Origin of the sequence: Kitasatospora sp. NPDC101447 (genome assembly GCF_044767225.1) — a bacterium.
In the GTDB taxonomy this organism is placed as follows: Bacteria; Actinomycetota; Actinomycetes; order Streptomycetales; family Streptomycetaceae; genus Kitasatospora.
Genome location: NZ_JBIWNL010000031.1, coordinates 57,433 through 82,292 on the forward strand (window position 1 = coordinate 57,433; position 24,860 = coordinate 82,292).

19 protein-coding genes are annotated in these 24,860 nt (G+C 73.7%); 13 read left to right on the plus strand and 6 right to left on the minus strand.

Annotated features, from left to right (window positions below; all coding sequences use genetic code 11):
* Positions 1-5: 5 nt before the first annotated feature.
* From ACIRST_RS31875 to ACIRST_RS31890, 4 genes are all read right to left on the minus strand, one after another.
* Positions 6-1,322, minus strand: coding sequence for a glycosyltransferase family 2 protein (locus tag ACIRST_RS31875; RefSeq protein ID WP_350526256.1), 1,317 nt, complete (start codon positions 1,320-1,322; stop codon positions 6-8).
* A complete protein-coding gene (locus ACIRST_RS31880) occupies positions 1,322-2,410 on the minus strand; it encodes a glycosyltransferase family 2 protein (protein WP_402806480.1) in 1,089 nt (362 codons plus the stop codon). Before ACIRST_RS31880 ends, ACIRST_RS31875 begins: the two co-directional genes overlap by 1 nt.
* A 414-nt stretch (positions 2,411-2,824) precedes the next feature.
* Positions 2,825-4,936, minus strand: coding sequence for an EAL domain-containing protein (locus ACIRST_RS31885; protein WP_350526258.1), 2,112 nt, complete (start codon positions 4,934-4,936; stop codon positions 2,825-2,827).
* 193 nt (positions 4,937-5,129) lie between these two features.
* Positions 5,130-5,936 carry an SAM-dependent methyltransferase gene (locus ACIRST_RS31890; protein WP_402806484.1) on the minus strand — a complete coding sequence of 269 codons (807 nt, stop codon included), beginning with the start codon at positions 5,934-5,936 and terminating at the stop codon, positions 5,130-5,132.
* 320 nt (positions 5,937-6,256) lie between these two features.
* On the opposite strand from ACIRST_RS31890, the gene ACIRST_RS31895 reads away from it, so the two are divergent.
* Together ACIRST_RS31895 and ACIRST_RS31900 are read left to right on the plus strand one after the other, a co-directional pair.
* Positions 6,257-8,038: a glycoside hydrolase family 15 protein gene (locus ACIRST_RS31895; RefSeq protein WP_350526260.1), complete on the plus strand. Its 1,782-nt coding sequence runs from the start codon at positions 6,257-6,259 to the stop codon at positions 8,036-8,038.
* A 60-nt stretch (positions 8,039-8,098) separates the two neighbouring features.
* Positions 8,099-8,626, plus strand: coding sequence for an SRPBCC family protein (locus ACIRST_RS31900; RefSeq protein WP_350526261.1), 528 nt, complete (start codon positions 8,099-8,101; stop codon positions 8,624-8,626).
* Positions 8,627-8,753: 127 nt separating this feature from the next.
* Here the strand turns inward: ACIRST_RS31900 and ACIRST_RS31905 are convergent, their stop codons facing one another.
* Positions 8,754-9,344, minus strand: coding sequence for an antibiotic biosynthesis monooxygenase (locus ACIRST_RS31905; protein ID WP_402806487.1), 591 nt, complete (start codon positions 9,342-9,344; stop codon positions 8,754-8,756).
* Between the two features lie 258 nt (positions 9,345-9,602).
* Between ACIRST_RS31905 and ACIRST_RS31910 the strand changes: the two genes are divergently transcribed.
* From ACIRST_RS31910 to ACIRST_RS31940, 7 genes are all read left to right on the plus strand, one after another.
* Entirely contained in the window at positions 9,603-10,844 is a 1,242-nt protein-coding gene (locus ACIRST_RS31910) for a MalY/PatB family protein (protein WP_402806489.1), read from the plus strand.
* A 276-nt stretch (positions 10,845-11,120) separates the two neighbouring features.
* Positions 11,121-12,428: an ergothioneine biosynthesis glutamate--cysteine ligase EgtA gene (gene egtA, locus ACIRST_RS31915; RefSeq protein WP_402806492.1), complete on the plus strand. Its 1,308-nt coding sequence runs from the start codon at positions 11,121-11,123 to the stop codon at positions 12,426-12,428.
* Positions 12,425-13,867, plus strand: a complete 1,443-nt coding sequence (egtB, locus tag ACIRST_RS31920) for an ergothioneine biosynthesis protein EgtB (protein WP_402806494.1) — start codon at positions 12,425-12,427, stop codon at positions 13,865-13,867. Before egtA ends, egtB begins: the two co-directional genes overlap by 4 nt.
* A complete protein-coding gene (gene egtC / locus ACIRST_RS31925; protein ID WP_402806497.1) occupies positions 13,867-14,616 on the plus strand; it encodes an ergothioneine biosynthesis protein EgtC in 750 nt (249 codons plus the stop codon). The genes egtB and egtC overlap by 1 nt, the downstream gene beginning before the upstream one ends.
* Before the next feature lie 44 nt (positions 14,617-14,660).
* Positions 14,661-15,632, plus strand: a complete 972-nt coding sequence (gene egtD, locus ACIRST_RS31930; RefSeq protein ID WP_350526266.1) for an L-histidine N(alpha)-methyltransferase — start codon at positions 14,661-14,663, stop codon at positions 15,630-15,632.
* 234 nt (positions 15,633-15,866) lie between these two features.
* Positions 15,867-17,294 (plus strand): sugar porter family MFS transporter, encoded by a 1,428-nt coding sequence (locus ACIRST_RS31935; RefSeq protein ID WP_402806540.1) that lies wholly within the window; start codon positions 15,867-15,869, stop codon positions 17,292-17,294.
* Between the two features lie 414 nt (positions 17,295-17,708).
* A complete protein-coding gene (locus tag ACIRST_RS31940) occupies positions 17,709-18,821 on the plus strand; it encodes a nitric oxide synthase oxygenase (RefSeq protein ID WP_402806543.1) in 1,113 nt (370 codons plus the stop codon).
* A gap of 109 nt (positions 18,822-18,930) precedes the next feature.
* Here ACIRST_RS31940 and ACIRST_RS31945 read toward each other — a convergent pair whose 3' ends face one another.
* The gene (locus tag ACIRST_RS31945; RefSeq protein WP_402806501.1) at positions 18,931-19,656 is read right to left on the minus strand and encodes a TetR/AcrR family transcriptional regulator; all 726 of its coding nucleotides are present in this window, start codon (positions 19,654-19,656) and stop codon (positions 18,931-18,933) included.
* 172 nt (positions 19,657-19,828) lie between these two features.
* Between ACIRST_RS31945 and ACIRST_RS31950 the strand changes: the two genes are divergently transcribed.
* The 4 genes from ACIRST_RS31950 (at position 19,829) to ACIRST_RS31965 (ending at position 24,736) form a co-directional block, all read left to right on the plus strand.
* Positions 19,829-20,995, plus strand: coding sequence for an acyl-CoA dehydrogenase family protein (locus ACIRST_RS31950; protein WP_350526269.1), 1,167 nt, complete (start codon positions 19,829-19,831; stop codon positions 20,993-20,995).
* 45 nt (positions 20,996-21,040) lie between these two features.
* Entirely contained in the window at positions 21,041-22,240 is a 1,200-nt protein-coding gene (locus tag ACIRST_RS31955) for a thiolase family protein (RefSeq protein ID WP_402806504.1), read from the plus strand.
* Positions 22,241-22,320: 80 nt separating this feature from the next.
* A complete protein-coding gene (gene fabG / locus ACIRST_RS31960; RefSeq protein ID WP_350526271.1) occupies positions 22,321-23,079 on the plus strand; it encodes a 3-oxoacyl-ACP reductase FabG in 759 nt (252 codons plus the stop codon).
* A gap of 286 nt (positions 23,080-23,365) precedes the next feature.
* On the plus strand, positions 23,366-24,736 hold the full coding sequence (locus ACIRST_RS31965; protein WP_350526272.1) for a S53 family peptidase: 1,371 nt from the start codon (positions 23,366-23,368) through the stop codon (positions 24,734-24,736).
* Positions 24,737-24,860 lie beyond the last annotated feature (124 nt).

Sequence of the window (24,860 nt, forward strand, 5' to 3'; positions counted from 1 at the left end):
CGGGTTCACCCCGCCGTCCCGACCGAGGCCCGGTGTCGGCGCAGGCTGCGCGCGTAGCCGAGCGGTCCGTAGACCAGGCCCTGGAGTTCGAGCCGGGCCAGGCGCCTGCCGGGCCGGCGGTCCACCGCGCCCGGGTCCGGCCGGGTGCGTGCGCGGCGGACCGCGTACCGGAGGCCGCTGGGAAGGCGGCGCAACAGGGCGGGCAGCATGGCGGGTTCGTGGTGCAGGGCGGCCGCGAGGTAGGCGCCGAAGCCGGCGCCGTAGCCGAAGGCCTGGGCGGGGACGGCGTCCATGGTCCGCCGGTGGCGGTGCCAGACGATGGCGTCCGGCGCGTAGGCGATGGCGTGGCCGGCGACCAGGATGCGGAAGAACGAGAGCAGGTCGTCGCCGCCGCGGGCCGGGGTGCCGGTGCCGGTGGCGGGGTCGAAGCCACCGAGGGCGCGCAGCCGGGCGGTGCGGAAGGCCATGTTGGCGCCGGAGCCGAAGCGGCCCGCCGCGAACGGGAAGAGCGGGTCGGCGGGCCCGTCGGCGAGGGTCCAGGTGCGGGCGGCGAAGCCCTTGGCGAAGCCGCCGTGGCACTCCAGGGCGGCCTGGGCGGGGGTGTCGAGTTCGGCGGGCAGGATCAGGCCGGTGACGCAGCCGATCCGCCGGTCCTCGGCGAAGGTCTGGGCGAGGGCGGCGATCCAGCCCGGGTCGACGAGGGTGTCGTCGTCGGTGAAGGCGGCGATCTCGCCGCGGGCGGCGGCGAGCCCGGTGTTGTGGGCCCGGGCCAGGCCCGCCACCGGCTCGCGCAGGTAGCGGACCCGGCCCCGGTACCGGTCGCGGATCAGTCGTTCGGCGGTGTCGTCGGCGGGGGCGTTGTCCACGACGATGACCTCGAACCGCGGATAGCCGTTCCGCAGCAGGGAGTCGAGGCACGATCGCAGGAGGTCCGCCCGGTTGTGAGTCGCGACGATCACGCTGACCGTGACCGGGTCCGCGGGCACCCGGGCGCGGCCTACCCGACCAGGGCGCGCCGCGGGTGTCGCGGTGGACAGGGAGGGAACTCGCAGTTCCCGGTGAGCGGCGTCGACCAGCGCCCGACGCAGCGCGGCGCTGTGGCCTGCTGCCCCGGTGGCCGTGACCAGACCGAGCGGGTGTCCGTGCAGCCGCACCAACGCCAACACGCGTCCGTCCGGGGCGGCGGCACCGAGACCTCCGGGCGAGCGCAGCCCGCTCGGTTCGTCCAGGTCAAGGTCGACGACACGGACGGGGGTGTGGAGCGAGTCACGAGCGGCGGGGCGCGGGCAGGCGGCTGCGGCGCGCCGGTCGGTGCCATTCATCAGCGCTCCCCCGCGGGGGCGTCCGCCGAGGACCGGGCACCGGGGCGCTCGGCGATCAGGGTCCTCAGCACCCGGCGGCCGTCGGAGACGGCGTGCAGGTGCGAGCGACCGCTGCGGCGGGGGAGTTCCAGGCTCGGCACTTCGGCGATCCGCAGCCCGGAGCGCAGCGCGTGCGCGACCATCTCGGCCTCGATCTCGAAGCCGGTGGACCGCAGGTCGAGCGCGTCCAGGAAGGAACGGCGGAAGGCGCAGTAGCCATAGCACAGGTCGGTGAGGCGCGCGCCGTAGAGCCGGTTCACGACGGCGAGCAGGGCGCGGTTGCCGAGCGAGCGGACCCGGGTGAAGTCGAGCGAGCCGCCGCCGGCGATGCAGCGCGAGCCCTTGACGAAGTCGAACCCGTTGTCCAGGAAGTGCAGGAAGTGCGGGATCTCGCCGGGCCACATGGAGCCGTCGGCGTCCATCATGACGATGTACTCGCCGCCGGCGGCGGCGAACCCGGTGCGCAGCGCGTCGCCCTTGCCGCGGCCGCGCTGCTGCACGCTGCGCACCGTCGGCAGGCAGTACCGGGCCATCGGGACGGTGGCGTCGCTGGACGCGCCGTCGACCAGGATGACCTCGTCCACGCAGCGGGGGATCTGTTCGAACACCCAGGGGATGTTGCGGGCCTCGTTGTGGGCCGGGATCACCAGGCTGACCGTGTGGGTGGGGACGACGCCGTCGCCGGAGCGGCGCATCGGCCGGTCGGTGCGGCGGCGTCCGCCGCGGTCCTCGGCGCGCCGGTTCGGGTGGTCCGGCACGGCCCGGTCGGAGGCCGAGGGGGCGGCGGGGGCCGAGGGGGTGGCGGCGGGGGTCGTCGGGGCGGTCAGGGCCGTCGGGGCGACCGGAGCGGCTGGAGCAGCCGGTGGGGCGAGGAGCGCCGCGGAGGGGGCGGCCTCGGGTGAGTGGCCGGGCGAACCGTCGGCGGATGCGTCCGCCGTGGCGGTGGGCGACCCGTCGGGCGCGGTGTCGGGCGCTCGGCGGCCCGGTCCGGCCTGCGCCGGCGAGGAGCCGGAACTCCGGGCACGGCGGGAGTCTGCGTCAGGGGGCATGGTGATGCTCATGGAGCGGCCTCTCGGGGGGAGGCGGTGGGCGGGCGCCGGCGGGGCGCGGGCCTGGATTATGGCGAACGGGCGACCACGCGGGCGGATACGCGCGGGTCGAGCCCTGCGGGGAAGCCCGGGGAAGGGCCCCGGAGCTGCCGATACGATGCGGAGAGCACTGGGGCGGCCGAAGGGGGTGCGCACCGCCGTCGCGCTCCCGGCGCCCAAAGGCGCCGATCGTACGAACTGGCCTATGTCCTCCCACCCCTGCGGGTGGGGGCCAGACCCCATCCTCGTCCAGTACGGACAGTCACGTCAAGGGTGTTTTGCCCGCTTTTACAGCAACTTTTGGTGACGTTCAGTGATAGTCGGCTGAACCAGGCCTGACCGGGAACCCCGCCCCGACCCCGCCCCGCGGACGGCTCAGCTCTCGACAGGACGGCCCTTCGGCTCCTCCACGATCCGGCGGGCGATCTCGGACGGCCGCACCGGGCGGCCGAAGTGCCAGCCCTGCGCCCAGTCGCAGCCCATGGTCCGCAGCCGTTCGGCGTCCTTGGCGGTCTCCACGCCCTCGGCGGTGACGTTCAGTCCGAGCGCGTGCGCCATCGACACCAGACCGCTGACGATCCGCCACCCGGTGGACTCGTCCTTCCCCGGCTCGTGCAGGTCACCGACGAAGGACCCGGCGATCTTCAGCCCGGAGACCGGAAGGTCGCGCAGGTAGGCGAGGTTGGACCAGCCGGTGCCGAAGTCGTCCACGGCCAGCGACACCCCGAGGTCGACCAGACCGTGCAGGCTGCGCAGCGCCTCGTCCTCGGGCCCGACCACCGTCGACTCGGTGATCTCCAACTGCAGCCGGGCCGGGTCGAGTCCGGTGCCGTCCAGGATCCGGGCGAGGTCGTTGACCAGTGCGGCGTTGCGGGCCTGACGGACCGCCAGGTTGACGTTGAGCTGCGGCGCGTCGTCACCGAACCGCTTGATCCAGTCCGCGGCCTGACCGCACGCCTGCTCCAGCACCCAGCGGCCGAGCGGCATGATCAGGCCGGTCTCCTCGGCGGTGGTGACGAACTCGTCCGGGCCGAGCACGCCCAGCTGCGGGTGACGCCAGCGCACCAGCGCCTCCACGGCAGCCAGTCGGCCGTCCGCCAGCCGGTAGAGCGGCTGGTAGTCGATGAAGAACTCGCCGCGGTCGAGGGCCGCGGGCATCCGCACCGACACCGCGTAGCGGCTGACCGCGCGGGCGTTCTCCTTGGGGTCGAACAGCGTCCAGCGGCCGCGGCCGGCCTCCTTGGCGCGGTACAGCGTGAGGTCGGCGGCCCGGACGGCGGCGCCCGGGGTGGTGGTGGACACCCGCCGCTCCAGCACGCCGACGCTGGCGCCCACGGCGAGCTTGTGGTCGCCGATCAGCACCGGCCCGGCCAGCGCCGCCAGGACGGTCTTCGCCGCGGCCACCGCCTCCTTCTCGCCCCGGCACTTCTCCAGCAGGACGACGAACTCGTCGCCGCCGAGCCGGGCCACCAGGTGCCCCAGCGGGGTGAGGGCGGCCTTCAGCCGGGCGGCGACGGCGGACAGCAGCTGGTCGCCCATGTCGTGGCCGAGGCTGTCGTTGACCACCTTGAAGCCGTCGAGGTCGACGTAGCAGAGGCCGAAGCGGGCGCCCGGCTCCGGGTCCTCGAACAGCTTCTCCAGCCGCTCGAAGAAGGCCGCCCGGTTGGGCAGGCCGGTCAGCGGGTCGTGGGTGGCCTGGTGGCGCAGCCGCTCCTGGAGCCGGTAGCGGTCGGTGACGTCCTCCAGCATCGCCACCTGGTACTGCGGGGTGCCGTCGTCGTCGCGGATCAGCGAGACGGTCAGGTGGGTCCAGACCACCTCGCCGTCCTGGCGGTAGTACGGCTTGTCGAACTGGAAGTACTCGCGCTTGCCGCTGATCAGCTCCTCGTACGCCTCCCAGACGCCCGGGGTGTCCTCGGGGTGCACCAGGTCGCCGACCCGGCGGCCGACCATGTCCGCGGGCCCCGCGCCGAACAGCTCCTGCAGGGCCCTGTTGACGGCCAGGATGTTGCCGTCGGTGTCGCCGATGCCGATGCCGATCGCGGCGCTCTCGAACAGCGCGCGGAACCGGGCCTCGGAGGCGCGCAGCGCCCGCTCGGCCTCCTTGCGGGCGGCGTCCGCGGCGGTGCGGATCGCCTCCTGCTCGCGCAGCGTGCGCTCCCGCAGGGCGGCTGCCCAGCCGGAGGCGAACGCGCCGGTCAGAGCGGGGCCGCGGTCGTCGGTGAGCGACTGGGCCTGGAGCAGCTCGACCGCCCGGGCCAGCAGCACCGGGTCGGTGAAGTGCGCGTCGACCAGCTCGGCGCCGGCCTGCGCGGCCAGCTGCGGCTCGAACGGCGCTTCCTCCTGGGCGCGGTGCAGCAGGGCGGCGGTGCGGGCCACCAGGCGGTTGAGCAGGCCGGGGTGGACGACGATGCCGTGGTCGGCGGAGAGCAGCCGGGACCACTCCTCGTGGAACCGCTCGGCACTGCCGACGGGGGTCCCGGTCATGTCCGTGCCCCTGTCGGTGTCCGTGCCCCTGTCGGTCCGGCGGACCTCGTGGGCCCCGCGTGCGGCGGGCGGGGCCCGGCTCCGGTCCCGGCTCCGATCCCGGCTCCGGTCCTGCCCCTGGTCACCGCGCAGCACCGTACGGCCGCCGCCCGGTGCGCCGCCCGGCCGTCGGTCTCCCGCTCGCTGCCTCCACTCAAGGGCGGAACCCCACGCCCGCCACCCCGGTCATCCGCTCGGGGTGCTCGCCGACCGACTCCGGCTGGTCCGGGCGCCACTGCGGCAGGTAGACCACGCCCGGCTCGACCAGCTCGAAGCCGTCGAACATCGAGGTGATCTGCTCGCGGGTGCGCATGGTCAGCGGGGTCGGCGTCATCCGGTAGAGCTTCTGGTGGTCCTCCGCCTGGTCCGGGCGGCCCTCCAACGAGGCGTGCGAGAGGACCAGGGCGCTGCCGGGCGGCAGCACGTCGCGGATCGCGCCGATCAGCTTCCACGGGTCCTCGGCGTCGCTGACGAAGTGCGCCACGGCCACCAGCAGCACACCCACCGGCTCGCCCTCGGCCAGCAGCCCGGCCACCTCGGGGCGGGCCAGCAGATCGTCGACGTCACGCAGGTCGGCCTGGACGACGGCGCAGGCCCCGTCCCCCTCCAGCAGCAGGCGGCTGTGCGCGACGGCGACCGGGTCGCGGTCGACGTAGACGACCTTCGCCTCGGGGCGGATCGCGCGGGCGATCTCGTGCACCGCGCCGAAGGTCGGGATGCCGGAGCCGATGTCCAGGAAGCGGGTGATGCCCTGCTCCGCGAGGAAGGTCACCGCGCGGCGCAGGAAGGCGCGGTTGGAGCGCATGATCTGCGGCAGCTCCGGCCACAGGGCCATCGCCTTGCGGGCCATCTCCCGGTCGACCTCGAAGTTGTGCGAGCCCCCGAGGTAGTAGTCGTAGACCCGCGCGGCGTTCGGTTTGTCCAGGTCCGTACCCTCCGGTACCCAGCTCGGTCGCCGCATGCCTGTGACTCCTTCACTCCGGTCAACGGGGAGGCAGTGCCGCGAGGGCACTCCTGTGACAGCTGAGACTACAAGCACAGAAGATCCTCCTCCGCACCCCGAACGGGTGCAAGCGGAGTGCCGGGCTCCTGGCGACCGACGGACCGTACGGCCGGTCCGGGCGGGCCGCAGGGCGTGCCGGGGCGTGGCGCCCCGCGGTGTACCGGCCGGGCGTGTCGCGTCGGCGTGGCGCCTCCGGCAGGCCGGGGCGCTCCTGCCGCGCCGGGGGCACGGGCATTCCTGCGGTGCCGCGGGCGCGGGCGCGTCCCACAATGAGCTTGATGACCTTAGCCATCGAGGACTACGCCCTCATCGGCGACCTGCAGACCGCCGCCCTGGTGGGCCGGGACGGATCGGTCGACTGGCTCTGCCTGCCCCGCTTCGACTCCCCCAGCTGCTTCGCCGGGCTGCTCGGCGACCAGCGCCACGGCGCCTGGCGGCTGGCCCCGGCCGGCGCAGCCGAGTGCCACGCCCGCCGCTACCGGGGCGACAGCCTGGTACTGGAGAGCGAGTGGCAGGCCCCCGACGGGCGGGTGCGGATCACGGACTTCATGCCGCAGCGCGGCCAGGGCCGGCAACGCGACCCCCAGCTGATCCGGATCGTCGAGGGCCTGGACGGCACCGTCCCGATGCGCGGCACCCTGCGGCTGCGCTTCAACTACGGGCGGATCGACCCGTGGGTCCGGCGCACCGAGCACCACCGGGTCGCCGTCGCCGGGCCGGACTCCGCCTGGCTCCGGGTGCCCGCGGGCGTCCACACCTACGGGCTGGACGGCGTCACCGTCTCGGAGTTCACCGTCACCGCCGGACTCCGCGTGCCCTTCGTCCTCACCTGGCAGCCCTCGCACCTGGCCTCCGCCCCGCGCACCGACCCCGAGCAGGCGCTGCTCGCCACCCTCGACCGCTGGCAGCACTGGGCGTCCGGCTGCCGGTACCAGGGCGAATGGCGGCCGGCCGTACTGCGCTCGCTGCTCACCCTCAAAGCCCTCGCCTACGCCCCCACCGGCGGGATCGTGGCGGCCGCCACCTCCTCCCTGCCGGAGCGGATCGGCGGCCTGCGCAACTGGGACTACCGGTTCTGCTGGCTGCGCGACTCGTCGATGACGCTCTCCGCCCTGCTGCGCGGCGGGTTCCGGGAGGAGGCCGCCGCCTGGCGCCGCTGGCTGCTGCGGGCCATCGCCGGCGGCCCCCGGCACGTCCAGGCCGTGTACGGGGTCGCCGGGGAGCGGGTGCTCGGCGAGACCACCGCCGACTGGCTGCCCGGGTACGAGGGTTCACGGCCGGTCCGGTTCGGCAACGCCGCCGTCAACCAGCTCCAACTCGACGTCTACGGCGAGGTGGTGGACACCCTCCACCTCGCCCTGCTGGCCGGGCTGCCGATGGAGCGGCACGTCTGGACACTGCTGCGCTCGCTGATGGACCACCTCGAACGGCACTGGCGCGAGCCGGACGAAGGGCTGTGGGAGGTGCGCGGCGGGCGGCGGCACTTCGTCCACTCCAAGGTGATGTGCTGGGTGGCCGCCGACCGCGCCGTCCGGCTCGCCGAGGCCACCGGGCTGCCCGCGCCGGTCGACCGCTGGCGGGCGCTGCGCGACACCGTCCACGCCGACGTCTGCGCGAACGGCTACGACCGTCGGCTCGGCGTGTTCGTCCAGCACTACGGGGGACGGGGGCTGGACGCGGCCACGCTGTTCGTGGTCAAGAGCGGCTTCCTGCCGCCGGACGACCCCCGGGTGGTGCGTACCGTGGACGCCGTCCGGGACGGGCTCGACCACGGCGGACTGGTGCGCCGCTACCGCGCCGGGCCGCACGGCGACGGGCTGCCGGGCGGCGAAGGCGCCTTCCTGGCCTGCTCGTTCTGGCTCGCCGACGCGCTCGCCGCGACGGGGCGCACGGACGAGGCGCGGACGCTGTTCGCGCGGGTGGTCGGGCTCGCCAACGACGTCGGGCTGCTCTCCGAGGAGTGGGACCCGTACGCCGGGCGTCAACTCGGCAACACACCGCAGGCGTTCAGCCATGTGGCGCTGGTCAACACCGCGTTCGCGCTGGCCGAGCCGCGGTAGCGGCGGGGCGGACGCGTCCGGGTCGGGTCGGGTGAGGTGGCGCGGGGCTAGGGTGGCCTCGTGGATCCCAACCACTACCGGTTCCGGGGCGTGTGGCGATTCGCGGCGCCGACGCCCGCGGTGTTCGCCGCGCTGGAGGACGTACGGAGCTACCCGCTGTGGTGGCCCGAGGTCCGGGAGGCCAGGCCGACCGGGGAGGACTCCGGGGAGGTGGTGGTGCGCGCCCTGCTGCCGTACCGGCTGGTGATCGGCCTGGAGAGACGACGGCGCGACCCGGCCGCCGGAGTCCTGGAGGCGGAGATGCGGGGCGACCTCGTCGGGTGGCTGCGCTTCACGGTGCGGGCGGAAGGCGCGGGCGGGAGCGGCAGCGTTGGCGGGGCCGGCAGCCGCGTGCTGTGCGAGCAGGACACCCGGCCCCGGAAGGCGCTGCTGCGCCGGCTCGCCCTGCCGCTGCACCCGGTGTTCCGGGCCAACCACGCGGTGATGATGCGCCGGGGGCGGCGCGGTCTGGCGGCGTACCTGGCGAGCGGGCCGGAAGGCGGGGCACGGCGAACGGGCGACGGCGGACGACTTTCAGCGGACGGATGACAGCTGACAGATTTCGAAATCTGTTATCTGTTCGCTGTCATCTGTCATCTGTTCGCTGATATCTGTTCGCTGTCGGCTGTCAGCTGTCGGCTGTCCGCGGCCGCCCGGGCGCCGTGGCGCCTCACCCTCATTCCTTCGCCCCCGGGAACAGCCACCGCCGCAGCGCCCGCGTCACCACCGGCAGTGCCGCGTACGTCATCAGCACGCTGATCAGCGGTGCGGTGACCAGCGGCCGGACGGCCACCGGCAGGCCCGTCAGGTGCGGCCCGATCACGATCGCGGAGACCACGACCAGGGGCGCGATGGCGACCGTGGAGGCCACCGCCATCTTCCACCGCACCGGCGGGCGGCGCTGCGCGGCCCCCGGAGTGGTGGCGAACCAGCCCTCCATCCCGTGGATCTCGTGCCGGTGCACCTCGTGGTGGTGGCCGTCGGCCGCGACGAAGCAGGCCGCGCGCACCGGGGAGGTCTGCCAGGAACGGAACGCCTCGGCGTCCCGGAAGTGCAGCAGGAGGTGCCAGGGCTCGCCCGGGCCGGAGGGGCGCAGCAGCCCGGTGCCGAGGTTGCCGGTGTGTTCCGTGGCGGCGGCGAGGATGTTCTTCGCCCACAGCTCGAAGGCCTCCTCGTAGCCCGGCTCCACCCGCCGCGCCACGAACAGGGTGAACTCCTCGGCCTGCCCGTCCTGCTCCTCGACCGTCCCCTGCGCCGTCGCCGCCATCCTTGCCGCCCCTCTCCCCGTACGTCGCCGTGGCAGCCCGTGCGTCCCCGCACGTCCCCGTCACGTCCCGAACAACCCGTACGTCCCGGACAACCCGTACGTCCCCGTTGTGTGCGGCCGCGCGTCCGACCGGCCGCGAGCCGCGGGGCAGCCTACGGGCCGTCCGGTGTTCCGCCCACCCGTGCCCGAAGCGTGGGACGCGCGTTCCCCTCCGGGGCTAGCGTGGCCGGAGCGTCCCCACGCACCGGAGGCCCGCCCATGACCGCCACGCCCGTCCCACCTCCCGACCCCGCCGCCGTTCCGGCTCCCACCGGCCCCGAGGGCTTCGACTTCACGTCCCCGTTCAGCCGCGCCGGCACCGGCAGCAGTAAGTGGGCCCGCGCGGGCGGAGCCCCCGGGGTGATCCCGATGGGCCTCGCCGACATGGACCTTCCCGGCCCGCCCGCCGTGGCCGAGGCCCTGCGGCAACGCGCCGGCCACCGCGCGTACGGGTACACGGTGTGCGACCCGGCCGGCCGCACGCTGGTGGCCGACTGGTACCGCGCCCGGCACGGCGTCGAGGTGGATCCGGACTGGGTCCTGCTGCTGCCCTGCGGCCCGCGCACCGCCCTGCGCATCCTGCTGGAGACCGTACGGGCGGACACCGGTCGGCCGCAGCCGCCCGTCCTCTTCCCGACCCCCGAGTGGGGCGGCTTCGCCCAGCTCTGCCGCGCCGCCGGCCTCCCGTACCGGGAACTGCCGCTGCACCTCGGCCCGGGCGGGTACCGGATGCCTCGCGGCCCGTTCCCCCGCCCCGCCGCCGCCGTGCTGCTGAGCAGCCCGCACAACCCGTCGGGCATGGTGTGGCCAAGCGGCTTCGTCCGCGGCCTGGCCGGCTGGGCGGCGGACAGCGGCGCGTTGCTGGTCTCGGACGAGGTGCACGGCGACCTCACCCACCCGGGTTTCAGGCACTCGGTGGCCGTCACGACCGCCTCCCCGGAGGACCGGCACCGCGTCGTGACCCTCAACTCGGTCGGCAAGACCTTCAACTTCTCCGGCCTCCCGAGTAGTTGGGCGCTCGTCCCGGACCCGGCCCGGCGCACCCGGTTCACCGACGCCCTGGCCGGCTACGGCCTGTGGGAGGGCGGTCTGCTGGAGCAGACCGTGCAGCAGGCGGCGCTGCGCGAGGGCGGCCCGTGGCTGGACGCGCTGCTCGCCCACCTGGTCGCCGCCCGCACCCGGCTCACCGACCGGCTCGGGCCCGCCGTCCGTTCGGCCCCGCGGGCCTCCTACCTGCTCTGGCTGGACGCCGCCGCCCTCGGCCTGCCGCCCGCCTCCGCCCGGCAGGCGCTGCTGGAGCGCTGCGGCCTGGAGTCCTCCGACGGCTCCGAGTTCGGCCCCGGCGGTCACGGTTCGCTGCGGTTGAACTACGCCCTGCCGGGCTCGGCGCTGGACACCGTCCTGGCGCGGCTGGAGCGGCTCGACCCCGGATGGGGACAGCCACCGACGACCCGCCGGTGACCACGGCATGTGCCCCGGACAAGCACGCCGGGTGCACGCCGGATCCACACCGCGCGCAGACCCTCCCCGAACCCCCGCCTCACCCGTTCGCCACGCCCCTGACCTGCAAAAACGAACGTTCACACGATATTTGCGCAGCGCCCCCGCATGCTCCGTAGCAGACTGGGCAGGGTAGACCGGGCCGCAATCGTGATCCCGAGGATGGTGAGTCCGGTGATACCGATATCCCACACCACTCCGCCCGACCGGCAGAGCGCACCAGCACCCCCACCGGGGGTGACCCCGTTGACCGAATCGGGGGCGCGCAGCCACGTGTCGGGCGTCTGCTTCAAGATCGGACCGCCCCGACTGGTGGGCGTCGAGGTGGAGTGGTTCGTCCATGACGATCGATGTCCGACCCGGCCCGTCCGGCCGGACCTGCTCCACGCCGCACTGGAGTCGCTGCCTCTCGGCGGCGCCGACGGCACCTCGCTCCCCTCCGGTTCGCGCCTCACGCTCGAACCCGGCGGACAGGTCGAGCTCAGCTCCCCGCCCGCCACCGGCCTCGTGGCCTGCGTCGACGACACCCGACGCGACATGACCGCCCTGCGCGCCGCCTTCGCGGCACAGGGCCTGCGCCTCACCGGCACCGGGACGGACCCGCTGGCCCGGCCTCGCCGGATGGTGCTGGACCACCCCCGCTACCTCGCGATGGAGCGCTTCTTCGACTCTGCCGGGCCCTGGGGCCGGATCATGATGACGGGCACCGCATCCGTGCAGGTGTGCCTGGACGCCGGCGACGCGGAGGGCCCGCACGCGGTGGACCGCCGCTGGCAGCTGGTCCACCGGCTGGGCCCGGTGCTGGTCGCCGCCTTCGCCAACTCCCCGCTGCTGGACGGCAGGCCGACCGGCCACCGGTCGACCCGGCAGACCGTCTGGTCCCGGATGGACCCGACCCGCACCCTGGCCCCGGAGCCGGACCACGGCGACCCGCGCGAGGCCTGGGCCCAGTACGTGCTGGACGCCGAAGTGCTGTGCGTGCAACGACCGGAGGGCCTGCCGTGGACCGCCCCTCCCGGACTGACCTTCCGTGACTGGATCCGCGGCGCGGGCGAACGCCCGCCCACACTGGCCGATCTGGACTACCACCGCACCACCCTCTTCCCACCGGTGCGCCCGCGCGGCCACCTGGAGCTGCGGATGATCGACGCCCAGCCCGGGGACGGCTGGATGGTGGTCGCCGCGCTGGTGACCTCGCTCCTGGACGACCCGCTGGCCGCCGACACCGCACTGGCCGCTCTGGAGCCACTGGACTCCACCGACCGGAAGCAGGGGGCCGACGGTCCGCGAGCGCCCCGCAGCGAGGTCTGGCGCCGGGCCGCCACCCTGGCGGTCGCCGATCCCGAGCTGCGCCGCGCCACCCTCACCTGCTTCGCCGCCGCCGACGCCGCGCTGGGCCGCCTGCCCGGCGCCGGGCGGCTGCGCACCGCCGTCGCCGAGTTCGCCGAGCGCTACCCCGCACGCGGCCGCTGTCCGGCCGACGACCAGCTGGACGCCCTGCGCTCCGGCACCCGACGCACTCCCACGGAGGAGGCCGCACCATGACCGACGTCCGACCGAACGGCCCGACCGCAGCCCCCACCGAGGCAGCCGGAACGCCCCGCGCCACCGGGGCGGTCGGCGGAACCGGTACGGCCCGCGTCACCGGGGCAGTCCGCGGCATCGAGGCGGCCCGCGGCGTCGAGGACCTGCGCGAGACCATCGCCGCCGAGCTGCTGGCCGCGCGCGCCCGGACCGCCGCGCTCACCGACTGCGTCGAGGACGGCGACCTCACCGCCCAGCACTCCCCGCTGATGTCCCCGCTGGTCTGGGACCTCGCGCACATCGGCAACCAGGAAGAGCTCTGGCTGCTGCGCAACGTCGGCGGCCGCGACCCGATGCACCCGGAGATCGACGGGCTGTACGACGCCTTCCAGCACCCCCGCGCCGAGCGCCCCGGACTGCCGCTGCTGCCGCCGGCCGAGGCCCGGGCGTACTCCCACGAGGTACGCGGCCGGGTGCTGGACATGCTCGCCGCCAGCCCGCTGGAGGGCGCGCCGCTGCTGGAGGCCGGGTTCGCCTTCGGGATGATCGTGCAGCACGAACAGCAGCACGACGAGACGATGTTGATCACCCATCAGCTCCGCAAGGGCGAGCCGGCCCTGGCCGCTCCCCCGCCGCCGCCCGCGCCCGCCGACGCGGCCGCGCTGCCCGCCGAAGTCCTCGTCCCCGCCGGCCCGTTCACCATGGGCACGGACACCGAGCCGTGGGCGCTGGACAACGAGCGCCCGGCCCACACCGTCGACCTGCCGGCCTTCCTGCTGGACACCACGCCGGTCACCAACGCCGCCTACCAGCGCTTCATCGCCGACGGCGGCTACGACGACCCGCGCTGGTGGACGCCGGAGGGCTGGACCCACCGGCAGCAGGCCGGCCTGAGCGCCCCGCTGTTCTGGCAGCACCGGGACGGCGAGTGGCTGCGCCGCCGCTTCGGCGTGGTCGAGCCGGTCGCACCCGACGAGCCGGTGCTGCACGTCAGTTGGTACGAGGCCGACGCGTACGCCCGGTGGGCCGGGCGGCGGCTGCCGACCGAGGCCGAGTGGGAGAAGGCGGCCCGGCACGACCCGGCGACCGGCCGCTCCCGCCGCTACCCCTGGGGCGACGGGGCACCCGGCCCCCAGCACGCCAACCTCGGCCAGCGCCACCTGCGCCCGGCCGCGGCCGGCAGCTACCCGGAGGGCCAGTCCCCGTACGGCGTCCGGCAGTTGATCGGCGACGTGTGGGAGTGGACGGCCAGCGACTTCCGCGCGTACCCGGACTTCCGGGCCTGGCCGTACCGGGAGTACTCGGAGGTCTTCTTCGGCCCCGAGCACAAGGTGCTGCGCGGCGGCTGCTTCGCGGTGGCGCCGGTCGCCTGCCGGGGCACGTTCCGCAACTGGGACTACCCGGTCCGGCGGCAGATCTTCGCCGGATTCCGCACCGCCCGTGACGCGGAGCGCGCCTGATGTGCCGTCACATCGCCTACCTGGGCGAGCCCGTGGCGCCGCAGGACCTGCTGGTGCACCCGCCGTTCGGGCTGTACCGGCAGTCCTGGGCACCCCGGACGCAGCGGCACGGCACGGTCAACGTGGACGGCTTCGGCCTCGGCTGGTACGCGGACGGCGACGAGGTGCCCGCCCGCTACCGCCGGACCGGGCCGATCTGGGCCGACGAGACCTTCGCCGACCTCGCCCGGGTGGTCCGCACCCGCGCGCTGCTGGCCGCCGTGCGCTCCGCCACCGAGGGCTGCGCGGCGGGCGAGAGCGCGGCCGCACCGTTCGCCGCCGGGCGCTGGCTGTTCAGCCACAACGGCGCGGTGGCCGGCTGGCCGGGCAAGCTGGACGCCCTGGCCTCGCTGCTCCCGCCGGCCGAACTGCTGGAGCTGGAGGCGCGCACCGACTCGGCCCTGCTGTGGGCCCTCACCCTGCACCGGCTGCGCGCCGGCGCCGGGCTCGACGAGGCCCTCGCGGGCACCGTCTCGGATGTCGCCGCGCACACCACCGGGCGGCTCAACCTGCTGCTGACCGACGGCACCGCGATCGCCGCGACCACCTGGGGCGACACCCTGCTGCACCGGACCCTGCCGGGCCTCGGGACGGTGGTGGCCTCCGAGCCGTACGACGACGAGCCCGGGTGGACACCCGTGCCGGACGGCGCGCTGCTGCTGGTCGACGGGCGCGGCGCCGCCGTCCGCCCGCTGCCGAGCCACTACTGACCCCCACCCTCCCTTCATCTTCTGAACAGAGGAACCACCCTGTCATGGACACCTTCGATCTCACCCGACTGCTGCCCGCCGACCACTTCAGCACCGCGCTGCGCCACGACGTGCAGCACGGCCTGACGTCCGAACCCAAGCGGCTGCCGCCGAAGTGGTTCTACGACGCGCGAGGCAGCGAGCTGTTCGAGGAGATCACCCGGCTGCCCGAGTACTACCCGACCCGCGCCGAGCGGGCCATCCTGACCGCCCGGGCCGGCGAGATCGCGGCCGCGACCCGGGCCCGCACCCTGGTCGAGCTGGGCTCCGGCTCCTCCGAGAAGACCCGGCTGCTGCTGGACGCCCTGCGCGCGCTCGATACCTTGGAGACCTACGTCCCGGTGGACGTCAGCGAGAGCGCGCTGACCGCCGCCGGCTCCGCGCTCGCCGCCGAGTACCCCGGACTGGCGGTGCACGGCGTGCTGGCCGACTTCACCGCCCGGCTCGGCCTGCCCCCGGAGGGCGGCCCCCGCCTGGTCGCCTTCCTCGGCGGCACCCTCGGCAACCTGCTGCCCGAGGAGCGCGCCGTCTTCCTGCGCGGCCTGCGCGCCGCCCTCGACCCGGGCGACTTCCTGCTGCTCGGCACCGACCTGGTCAAGGACCCCGCGGTGCTGGTCGCCGCGTACGACGACTCCGCCGGGGTGACCGCCGAGTTCAACCGGAACGTGCTCAACGTGCTCAACCGCGAGCTGGGCGCCGACTTCGACCCGGACGCCTTCGAGCACGTCGCGCTCTGGGACGCCGAGCGGGAGTGGATCGAGATGCGGCTGCGCTCGCTGCGCTCGCAGACCGTGAAGATCCCGGCCCTGAACCTGCCGGTGCACTTCGCCCGCGGCGAGGAGCTGCGCACCGAGGTGTCGGCCAAGTTCCGCCGCGAGCGGGTGGCCGAGGAGCTGGCGGCGGCCGGACTGCGGCTGAGCCACTGGTGGACCGACCCGCAGGGCCGCTTCGGGCTCTCGCTCTCCGCCCCCGCGTAGGCGGCGCCGCGGGGAACCGCCGGGAACCGCCGGGAACCGCGGGGAACCGTCGTGGACCGCCGGGGAGGTGGCCGGGGACCGTCGGGGACTGTCGGGGAGGTGGCCGGGAGGCTCAATTTGCTTGTTCACCTTACGAATTCTTGAACGGCGAATTGGCCTGCCGGTGTACAAGACTTAAACGAACAAGGGTTACGATCTCGACTACCGAGCTCAGTGTTGAGTACCAGGAGTCAGATCGTGAGCGTCACCCAGAAGCCCTCCGGGGCGGTCGAGGCCCCCGCGCCCGGCCGCCTCGGCTTCGTCGTCTTCATCACCGCCGCCGCGGCCCTCGGCGGGTTCCTGTTCGGCTACGACAGCTCCGTGATCAACGGTGCCGTCTCGGGCATCCAGGAGAAGTTCGGCGTCGGCGACGGCGTGACCGGCCTGATCGTCTCCTCGGCCCTGCTGGGCTCGGCCGTGGGTGCGGCGGTGGCCGGCCGGTTCGCCGACCGGTACGGCCGCATCAAGGTCATGAAGGCGGGCGCACTGCTGTTCGCGGTCAGCGCCGTCGGCTCGATGCTGCCCTTCTCCGCCTGGGACCTCGCGCTGTGGCGCGTCCTCGGCGGCGCGGCCATCGGCATCGCCTCGGTGATCGCCCCGACCTACATCGCCGAGGTCGCACCGACCAAGTACCGGGGGCGGCTGGCCTCCTTCCAGCAGGCCGCGATCGTGCTCGGCATCGCGATCTCCCAGCTGGTCAACTGGCTGCTGGCGGACTCCGCCGGCGGGGACACCCGCGGTCAGCTGCTCGGCCTGGAGGCCTGGCAGTGGATGCTGGGCATCTGCGTCGTCCCGGCCGCGGTCTACTTCGTGCTCGCCTCGGTCATCCCCGAGTCCCCGCGCTACCTGATCCAGGCCGCCCGCCTGGCGGACGCCCGCAAGGTGCTCACCGAGGTCGAGGGCGAGGGCGTGGACGCCGACGCCCGGATCGCCGAGATCCAGGGGCTGATCGCCTCCGACCACCGCCCGCGCTTCCGCGACCTGCTCGGCGGCCGCTTCGGCCTGCTGCCGATCGTCTGGGTCGGCATCGGCCTGTCGGTCTTCCAGCAGCTGGTCGGCATCAACGTGATCTTCTACTACTCGTCGATCCTGTGGCAGTCGGTCGGCATCGACCAGAGCAACTCGCTGCTGATCAGCTTCATCGGCTCGGTCATCAACATCCTCGGCACCGTGATCGCGATCGTGCTGGTCGACCGGATCGGCCGCAAGCCGCTCGCCCTGATCGGCTCGGTCGGCATGGCGGTCGCGCTCGGTGCGGCCGGCTGGGCGTTCTCCTCGGCCACCGGCAGCGGCGACAACCTCACCCTGCCCGACCTGCAGGGCACCGTCGCCCTGATCGCCGCCAACGCCTTCGTGCTGTTCTTCGCGATGTCCTGGGGCGTGGTCGTCTGGGTGATGCTCGGCGAGATGTTCCCGAACCGGATCCGCGCCGCCGCGCTCTCCGTCGCCGCCTCCGCGCAGTGGATCGCCAACTGGGTGATCACCGTCTCGTTCCCCTCCATGGCGCGGTGGAACCTGTCGGTGACCTACCTGATCTACGCCGCCTTCGCGGCGCTCTCCATCCCCTTCGTGGCGAAGTACCTGAAGGAGACCAAGGGCATCCGACTGGAGGACATGGGCTGACAGTCGGACATCGGCTGATCCGACAGTCGGACCTTCGGCCCCCGCACCCTAGCGCGATCCGCGCGGGTACGGGGGCCGAATCGTTCACTCTCTGCGGTGGACCGAGCACCTCCGGTACTCCTGTGCGGCAGGAGGGATGTGTCCTTGATCTTCAACCGGCTTCGCACCCGCAGGACCGCAGCCACCGCACCGACCGGCGGCTGCCCGTACGCCCACACCCACGCGCACCCGCAGGCCCACGGCGACCTCTCGACCCCGGGCGCCCACCCGCAGACCGCGCCGACGTCCCTGCCGCCCCAGCCGGACGCGCCGACGCTCTCGCTCCCGCTCCCGCCGTCGGCTTCCGCTTCGACTTCGGCTCCCGTTTCAACTTCCGCTTCGGCTTCGGCTTCGGCTTCGCGGGATGCGCAGCAACTGCCGTCCGAACCGCCGCCGTTCACCGACCCGGCGCAGGCCGCGGACTTCATCCGGCAGTTCCACCACGAGCAGCCCGCCGCCGGGTCGCCGGAGCCGCGACTGCGGGCCGTCCTCGACGAGATCGACCGCACCGGAAGCTACCGGCACACCCCCGCCGAACTCACCTACGGCGCCAAGCTCGCCTGGCGCAATGCCGCCCGCTGCATCGGCCGGCTGTACTGGCGCAGCCTGGTGGTCCGCGACCTGCGCCACCTCACCTCGGCCGACGAGATCGCCGCCGAGTGCTTCGAGCACCTGCGACTGGCAGGCAACCGCGGGCGGATCCGCCCGGTGGTCTCGGTGTTCGCCCCCGACCGTCCGGACCGCCCGGCCGCCCGCATCCTCAACCAGCAGTTGGTCCGCTACGCCGGTCACCGGGTCGACGGGGAGGCCGACGGGGTGGTCGTCGGCGACCCGGCCGGCGCCGCGCTCACCGTCCGGGCCCGCGAGCTGGGCTGGAAGTGCGCCGAGGACCGCTTCGAGGCGCTGCCGCTGCTGGTCCAGGAGCGGCCCGACGAGCGCCCCGCCTGGTACGAACTGCCGGACGACACCACGCTGGAGGTGCCGCTCAGCCACCCCGACCACGCCTGGTTCGCCGACCTCGGGCTGCGCTGGTACGCGGTGCCCGCGATCAGCGACATGACGCTGGAGATCGGCGGTGTCCGCTACCCGGCCGCACCGTTCAACGGCTGGTACATGGGCACCGAGATCGGCGCCCGCAACCTCGCCGACGCCGACCGCTACGACATGCTCGGCACCGTCGCCGAGCGGCTGGGCCTGGACACCTCCAGCGACCGCACGCTCTGGCGCGACCGCGCGCTGATCGAGCTCAACATCGCCGTGCTGCACTCCTTCCAGGAGGCCGGGGTGACGATCGCCGACCACCACACCGAGTCGGAACGCTTCCTCAAGCACGTCGCCCAGGAGGAGCGCCTCGGCCGGCCGACCCCGGCGGACTGGAGCTGGATCGTGCCCCCGGTCTCAGGCGGTCTGACGCCGGTCTACCACCGGTACTACGACCCGGTGGACCCGGCCCTGCGGCCGGCCTTCGTCGCGCGCGACCCCTGGTAGCCCCCGGGTCCGAGGGCTACGGACACGGAGGACGAGGACGACCCCGAGGACCCCGAGGACCCGGAGGGCAAGGAGGCCGCGGAGCGCCGGAGGACGCGGACGCGGAGGCCTACGGGCGCGGGGCGAGGCGCTCGAAGCGCAGCGCGAGCCCGTCGAGCAGGGCCTCCAGGCCGGTCTCGAAGGCGCCCTCGTCGACCGTCCCCCGGTGCCCGGCCAGCCGGTGGGCCTCGCCGAGGTGCGGGTAGTCGGCAGCGTCGTAGACCTCGGCGTCCGCCGGGAAGCCGGCTGCGAAGGAGGCCAGCGCGGAGCCGGTGACGAAGTAGCGCATCAGCGCACCGATCCTGGTCGCCTGGCCGCGCGGCCACCCGGCCTCGACCAGGTGCCCGAAGACCGCGTCGGCCAGGCGCAGCGCGTTCGGCCGCCGCCCCGGGCCCTGGGCGAGGACCGGGACGATGTTGGGGTGGGCGGCCAGCGCGGCGCGGTAGGACCGGGCCCAGTCGCGCAGCGCCTCCGGCCAGGGGGTCCAGACCTCCCCTGCCGCGGCGACCGCCCCGGCGGGTCCGGCCGCCCCGGAGGACCCGGCCGCGCGGGCGGGTCCGGCCGCCCGGGCGGGCCCGAACATCGACAAGTCGACTTCGCCGATGACACTGTCCACCACCGCGTCCAACAGCTCGTCCTTGGTGGCGAAGTGGTTGTAGAGCGAGGGCCCGCTGACCGACAGCTCGGTGGCGAGGCGGCGGGTGGAGAGGGCGTCCAGCCCTTCGTCGTCGATCAGTCGCAGAGCGGTGACGACGATGCGCTCGCGGCTGAGCAGCGGGGTGCGTGGGCGGGCCATCTCGGCGGCGTCCTCCGGTTCGTCCGGTCGGGTGCGGTGGGGACCGATTCTGGCAGGTGCCCCTTCCCAGCGCGGGCCGGGCGGGGCTACAGTCCCCCCATAAAACTTGCAGCGCTAGTTTAATCGGCCCGGACCTCCCCCCCGGGTCCGGATACGGGATTCGGGAGCCGCCATGAACCTGGAGTTGTCCGAGGAGCAGAGCGCCGTCCGGGACCTCGCCGCCGCCTTCACCGACCGCGAGATCGTGCCGTACGCCACCGAGTGGGACCGCGCCGAGTCCGTCGACCGCGCGATCGTCGGCAAGCTGGCGAAGGTCGGCTTCCTCGGCCTGACCATCCCCGAGGAGTACGGCGGCAGCGGCGGCGACCACCTCGCGTACTGCCTGGTCCTGGAGGAGCTCGGGCGCGGCGACTCGGCCGTGCGCGGCATCGTGTCGGTCTCGCTCGGCCTGGTCGCCAAGTCCGTCAACGGCTTCGGCACCGAGGAGCAGAAGCAGCACTGGCTGCCCAGGCTCACCTCCGGCGAGGCGCTCGCCTGCTTCGCGCTCACCGAACCCGGCACCGGCTCGGACGCCGCCAACCTCACCACCCGCGCGGTGCGGGACGGCTCGGACTGGGTGCTCAACGGCACCAAGACGTTCATCACCAACGGCACCTGGGCCGATGTCGCGCTGGTCTTCGCCCGCACCGGCGGCGACGATCCCGAGCAGGGGGGCCACCGGGGCATCACCGCCTTCCTGGTCCCCACCGACCTGCCCGGCTTCACCCGCACCGAGATCCACGGCAAGCTCGGCCTGCGCGGCCAGGCCACCGCCGAACTCTCCTTCGAGGACGTCCGGGTGCCGGACGGCGAAGCCCGGCTCGGCGAGGTCGGCAAGGGGTTCACGGTCGCGATGGCCGCGCTGGCGAAGGGCCGGATGTCGGTCGCCGCCGGCTGCGTCGGCATCGCCCGCGCCTGCCTGGAGGCCGCGGTCCGCTACGCGGGCGAGCGCGAGCAGTTCGGACGGCCGATCGCCTCGCACCAGCTCGTCCAGGAACTGCTGGCCGGCATCGCCGTGGACGTCGAGGCGGCCCGGCTGCTCACCTGGAAGGTCGCCGACCACATCGAACGCGGCCTGCCGTTCGCCACCGAGTCCTCCGTCGCCAAGCTCTACGCGAGCGAGGCCGCCGTCCGGGCCGCCAACAACGCGCTCCAGGTGTTCGGCGGGTACGGGTTCATCGACGAGTACCCGGTCGGCAAGTACCTGCGTGACGCTCGGGTGATGACCCTCTACGAGGGCACCAGCCAGATCCACCAACTGCTCATCGGGCGCGCCCTCACCGGCATCAACGCCTTCTGACATCCATCAGAGCATCCCACCCCTTTCGCCAAGGAGCCCGACGACGTGCGTCCCGTCTACTTCGCCGCAGCCCGCCGCACACCCATCGGCCGGCTGCGCGGCGCGCTCGCCACGGTCCGCCCGGACGACCTCTCGGCCACCGTGCTGCGCGCCCTGCTCGCCGACGTACCCGCCCTCGACCCGGCCCGGATCGACGACGTCTACTGGGGCGCCGCCAACCAGGCCGGCGAGGACAACCGCAACGCCGCCCGGATGGCCGTCCTGCTGGCCGGCCTGCCGGAGACCGTCCCCGGAGCCACCGTCAACCGGCTCTGCGCCTCCGGACTGGAGGCCGTCACCCTCGCCGCCCGGGCGATCGGCTCCGGCGAGGCCGACGTGGTACTCGCCGGCGGCTGCGAGTCGATGACCCGCGCCCCCTTCGTGCTGCCCCGCCCCGACGAGGCGCTGCCGCACCGGATGGAGACCTACGACACCCGGCTCGGCTGGCGGCTCACCAACCCCCGGATGGCCGAGCTGCACGGGGTGCTCGGCATGGGCGAGACGGCCGAGGAGGTCGCCACCCGGTACGGCATCACCCGCGAGCGCCAGGACGCCTTCGCGCTGCGCAGCCACCAGCGCGCGGCGGCCGCCCGCAAGGACGGGCACTTCGACGCCGAGCTGATCCCGGTCCAGCGGCCCGACGGGGTGACGGTCGGCCAGGACGAGGGCATCCGGGAGGACACCAGCCTGGCGAAGCTCTCCGGGCTCAAGCCGGTCTTCCGGCCCGGGGGCACCGTCACGGCCGGGAACGCCTCGCCGATGAACGACGGCGCGGCCGGGCTGGTCCTGGTCAGCGAGGAGGCGCTGCGCGACCTCGGCCTCCAGCCGCTCGGCCGGTACGTGGCCGGCGCCTCGGCCGGGGTGCACCCGGACGTCATGGGCATCGGCCCGGTGCCCGCGACGGCGAAGGTGCTCGGACGGGCCGGCTGGACGCTCGCCGATCTGGAGACGGCCGAGCTCAACGAGGCCTTCGCCGCCCAGGCGCTGGCCTCCGCCGACGGCATCGGGTTCGACCCGGAGCAGGCCGACGAGCTGGTCAACCCCAGCGGCGGCGCGATCGCCCTCGGCCACCCGCTGGGCGGCTCCGGCGCCCGCATCCTCACCACCCTGCTGCACCGGATGCGCCGGACCGGCGCCCGGCGCGGCCTGGCCACCATGTGCGTGGGCGTGGGGCAGGGTACGGCCGTGCTGGTCGAGAACGTCTGACAACGGACCGAGAACGTCTCACAACGGACAGGGACGGACTGTCCGCTGTCGCCACTCACTCTTCCTTCCAAGGAGTTCACATGACCCGTTTCGCGGGGAAGGTCGCCGTCGTGACCGGCGCGGCGCAGGGCATCGGTGCGGCCACCGCCCGTCTGCTGGCGGAGGAGGGCGCGGCGGTCGCCGTCGTCGACCTCAGCGCCGAGCGGGCGGCCGGGACGGTCGCCGAGATCACCGCCAAGGGCGGCACCGCCCGGGCGTACGGCTGCGACGTGGCCGACTACGACGCGGTCGAGGCGGTGTTCGCGCAGATCGCGGCCGACCTGGGCGGGGTGCACGTCCTGGTCAACAACGCCGGGATCACCCGGGACAACCTGTTCTTCAAGATGCCCAAGGCCGACTGGGACGCGGTGCTGACGGTCAACCTGACCAGCGCGTACAACTGCAGCCACGTCGCGCAGAAGTACATGGTGGCGCAGAAGTACGGAAAGATCGTCTCGCTCAGCTCGCGCTCCGCCCTCGGCAACCGCGGCCAGGCCAACTACGCGGCCGCCAAGGCCGGCATCCAGGGCCTCACCGCCACCCTGGCGATCGAGCTCGGCCCGTTCAACATCAACGTCAACGCCGTCGCCCCCGGCTACATCGCCACCGCGATGACCGCGGCCACCGCCGAGCGGGTGGGCGCCACCGCCGAGGACCACCAGACCGAGGTGGCCGCCCGCACGCCGCTGCGCCGGGTCGGGCAGCCGGAGGAGGTCGCTGCGGTGGTCGCCTTCCTGGCGAGCGAGGACGCCTCGTACGTCAGCGGCCAGACCCTCTACGTCAACGGCGGCGCGCGCTGACCTGACGGCGGCTTACCGGGCGCCGGTGAACTTGGTAAAGTTGGCCAACACGGTGAAAACTGTGAAGACGATGGTGATTTACTGACTGATCGTCAGACGGCCGTCCCAGATGCGGGGTTACCTTCCCCTGGGACGGCCTTTACCTTTTCGCGTGGCCGAGCGTGACCATGCTCTTGATCGGACTACCCCACCAAATGACTATGGCATGATCATGTTGCAGTCGATGGGATGGCCGGACCGACCCGACCTGACCAGGTCGGGCCCAGCGTCCCCCTCAAGGAGTCCCATGGGCAGCCCCGCTTCCCTCCGCCGCGCCCTGGCTCTGCTCGCCGTCGGGGCCACCGCCCTCACGGCCGGCACCGTCGCAGTACCGGCCGTCGGCACCGCGACCGCCGCCCCCTCGCACGACCTCGCGGGCGTCCACGTCCGCCCGGCCTCCTTCGGCCACCACAACGCCCAGGCGCGCCCGGCCCCGCTGACCACCACCCAGTGCGTCAGCCAGATCGGCATCCACTGCTACTCGCCGCTGCAGTACCGCGAGGCCTACAACCTCAACCCGCTGTACCAGCAGGGCGTCACGGGCAAGGGCCGCACGATCGTCATCGTCGACTCCTTCGGCTCGCCGACCATCCAGCACGACCTGGAGGTCTTCGACAAGCAGTGGGGCATCCCGGACACCAACGTCGAGGTGGTCAAGTGGGGCAACGTCCCCGTCTTCGACCCGACCAACCCCGACCACACCGGCTGGGCCGGCGAGACCACGCTGGACGTCGAGTACGCCCACGCGGTCGCCCCCGACGCGCACATCATCCTGGTCGAGACCGGCGTCGCCGAGACCGAGGGCACCACCGGTCTGCCCGAGATGATGGACGCCGAGAAGAGCCTCATCAAGCAGGGCCGCGGCGACGTCATCTCGCAGAGCTTCGGCGCCACCGAGAACACCTTCCCGGGCTTCGACAAGGGCGACTTCAAGTCGATCACCGACCTGCGCTACGCCTTCCAGGCCGCCGCCGACCGCAACGTCACCGTGCTCGCCGCCTCCGGCGACAACGGCGCCACCGACGCCAAGGAGAACGGCACCGACCTGTACCCGTTCAAGGTCAACTCCTGGCCGTCCTCGGACCCGCTGGTCACCTCCATCGGCGGCACCCAGCTGACCCTGGACGACAGCGGCAAGCGCACCGCGGACGACAAGGTGTGGCACGACAGCTACGGCGCCGGCGGCGGTGGCGTCTCCGGCGTCTTCGAGCGCCCGTGGTACCAGGCCGGCGTCGCCAACGTCACCGGCAACCACCGCGGCACGCCGGACATCAGCATGAGCGCGGCCGTCGACGGCGGGGCCTGGACCTACGAGTCCTACGACCCGACCGCGGTCGGCTGGCACCTCACCGGCGGCACCAGCGAGGCCACCCCGATCTTCTCGGGTGTCGTCGCGCTCGCCGACCAGCTCGCCGGCTACCGCCTGGGCCAGATCAACTGGCGCCTGTACGGCCTGAGCCTGCTCCCGAGCCAGTGGAGCGGCATCAAGGACGTGAAGGAGGGCGACAACGGCTGGAACGGTGTCACCGGCTACAACGCCACCCCGGGCTACGACCTCTCCAGCGGCCTGGGCACCGTCGACGCGGCCAAGTTCGTCCACGCGATCGCCGGTCGCTGATCGGGTGTCGGCCCGGTCGGGCGGCGGCTGACCGAGCCGGCAGCCGGCACGGCTGACACAGCTGACACATGACAGCGGACAGCTGACAGATTTCGAAATCTGTCAGCTGTCCGCTGTTTTCTGT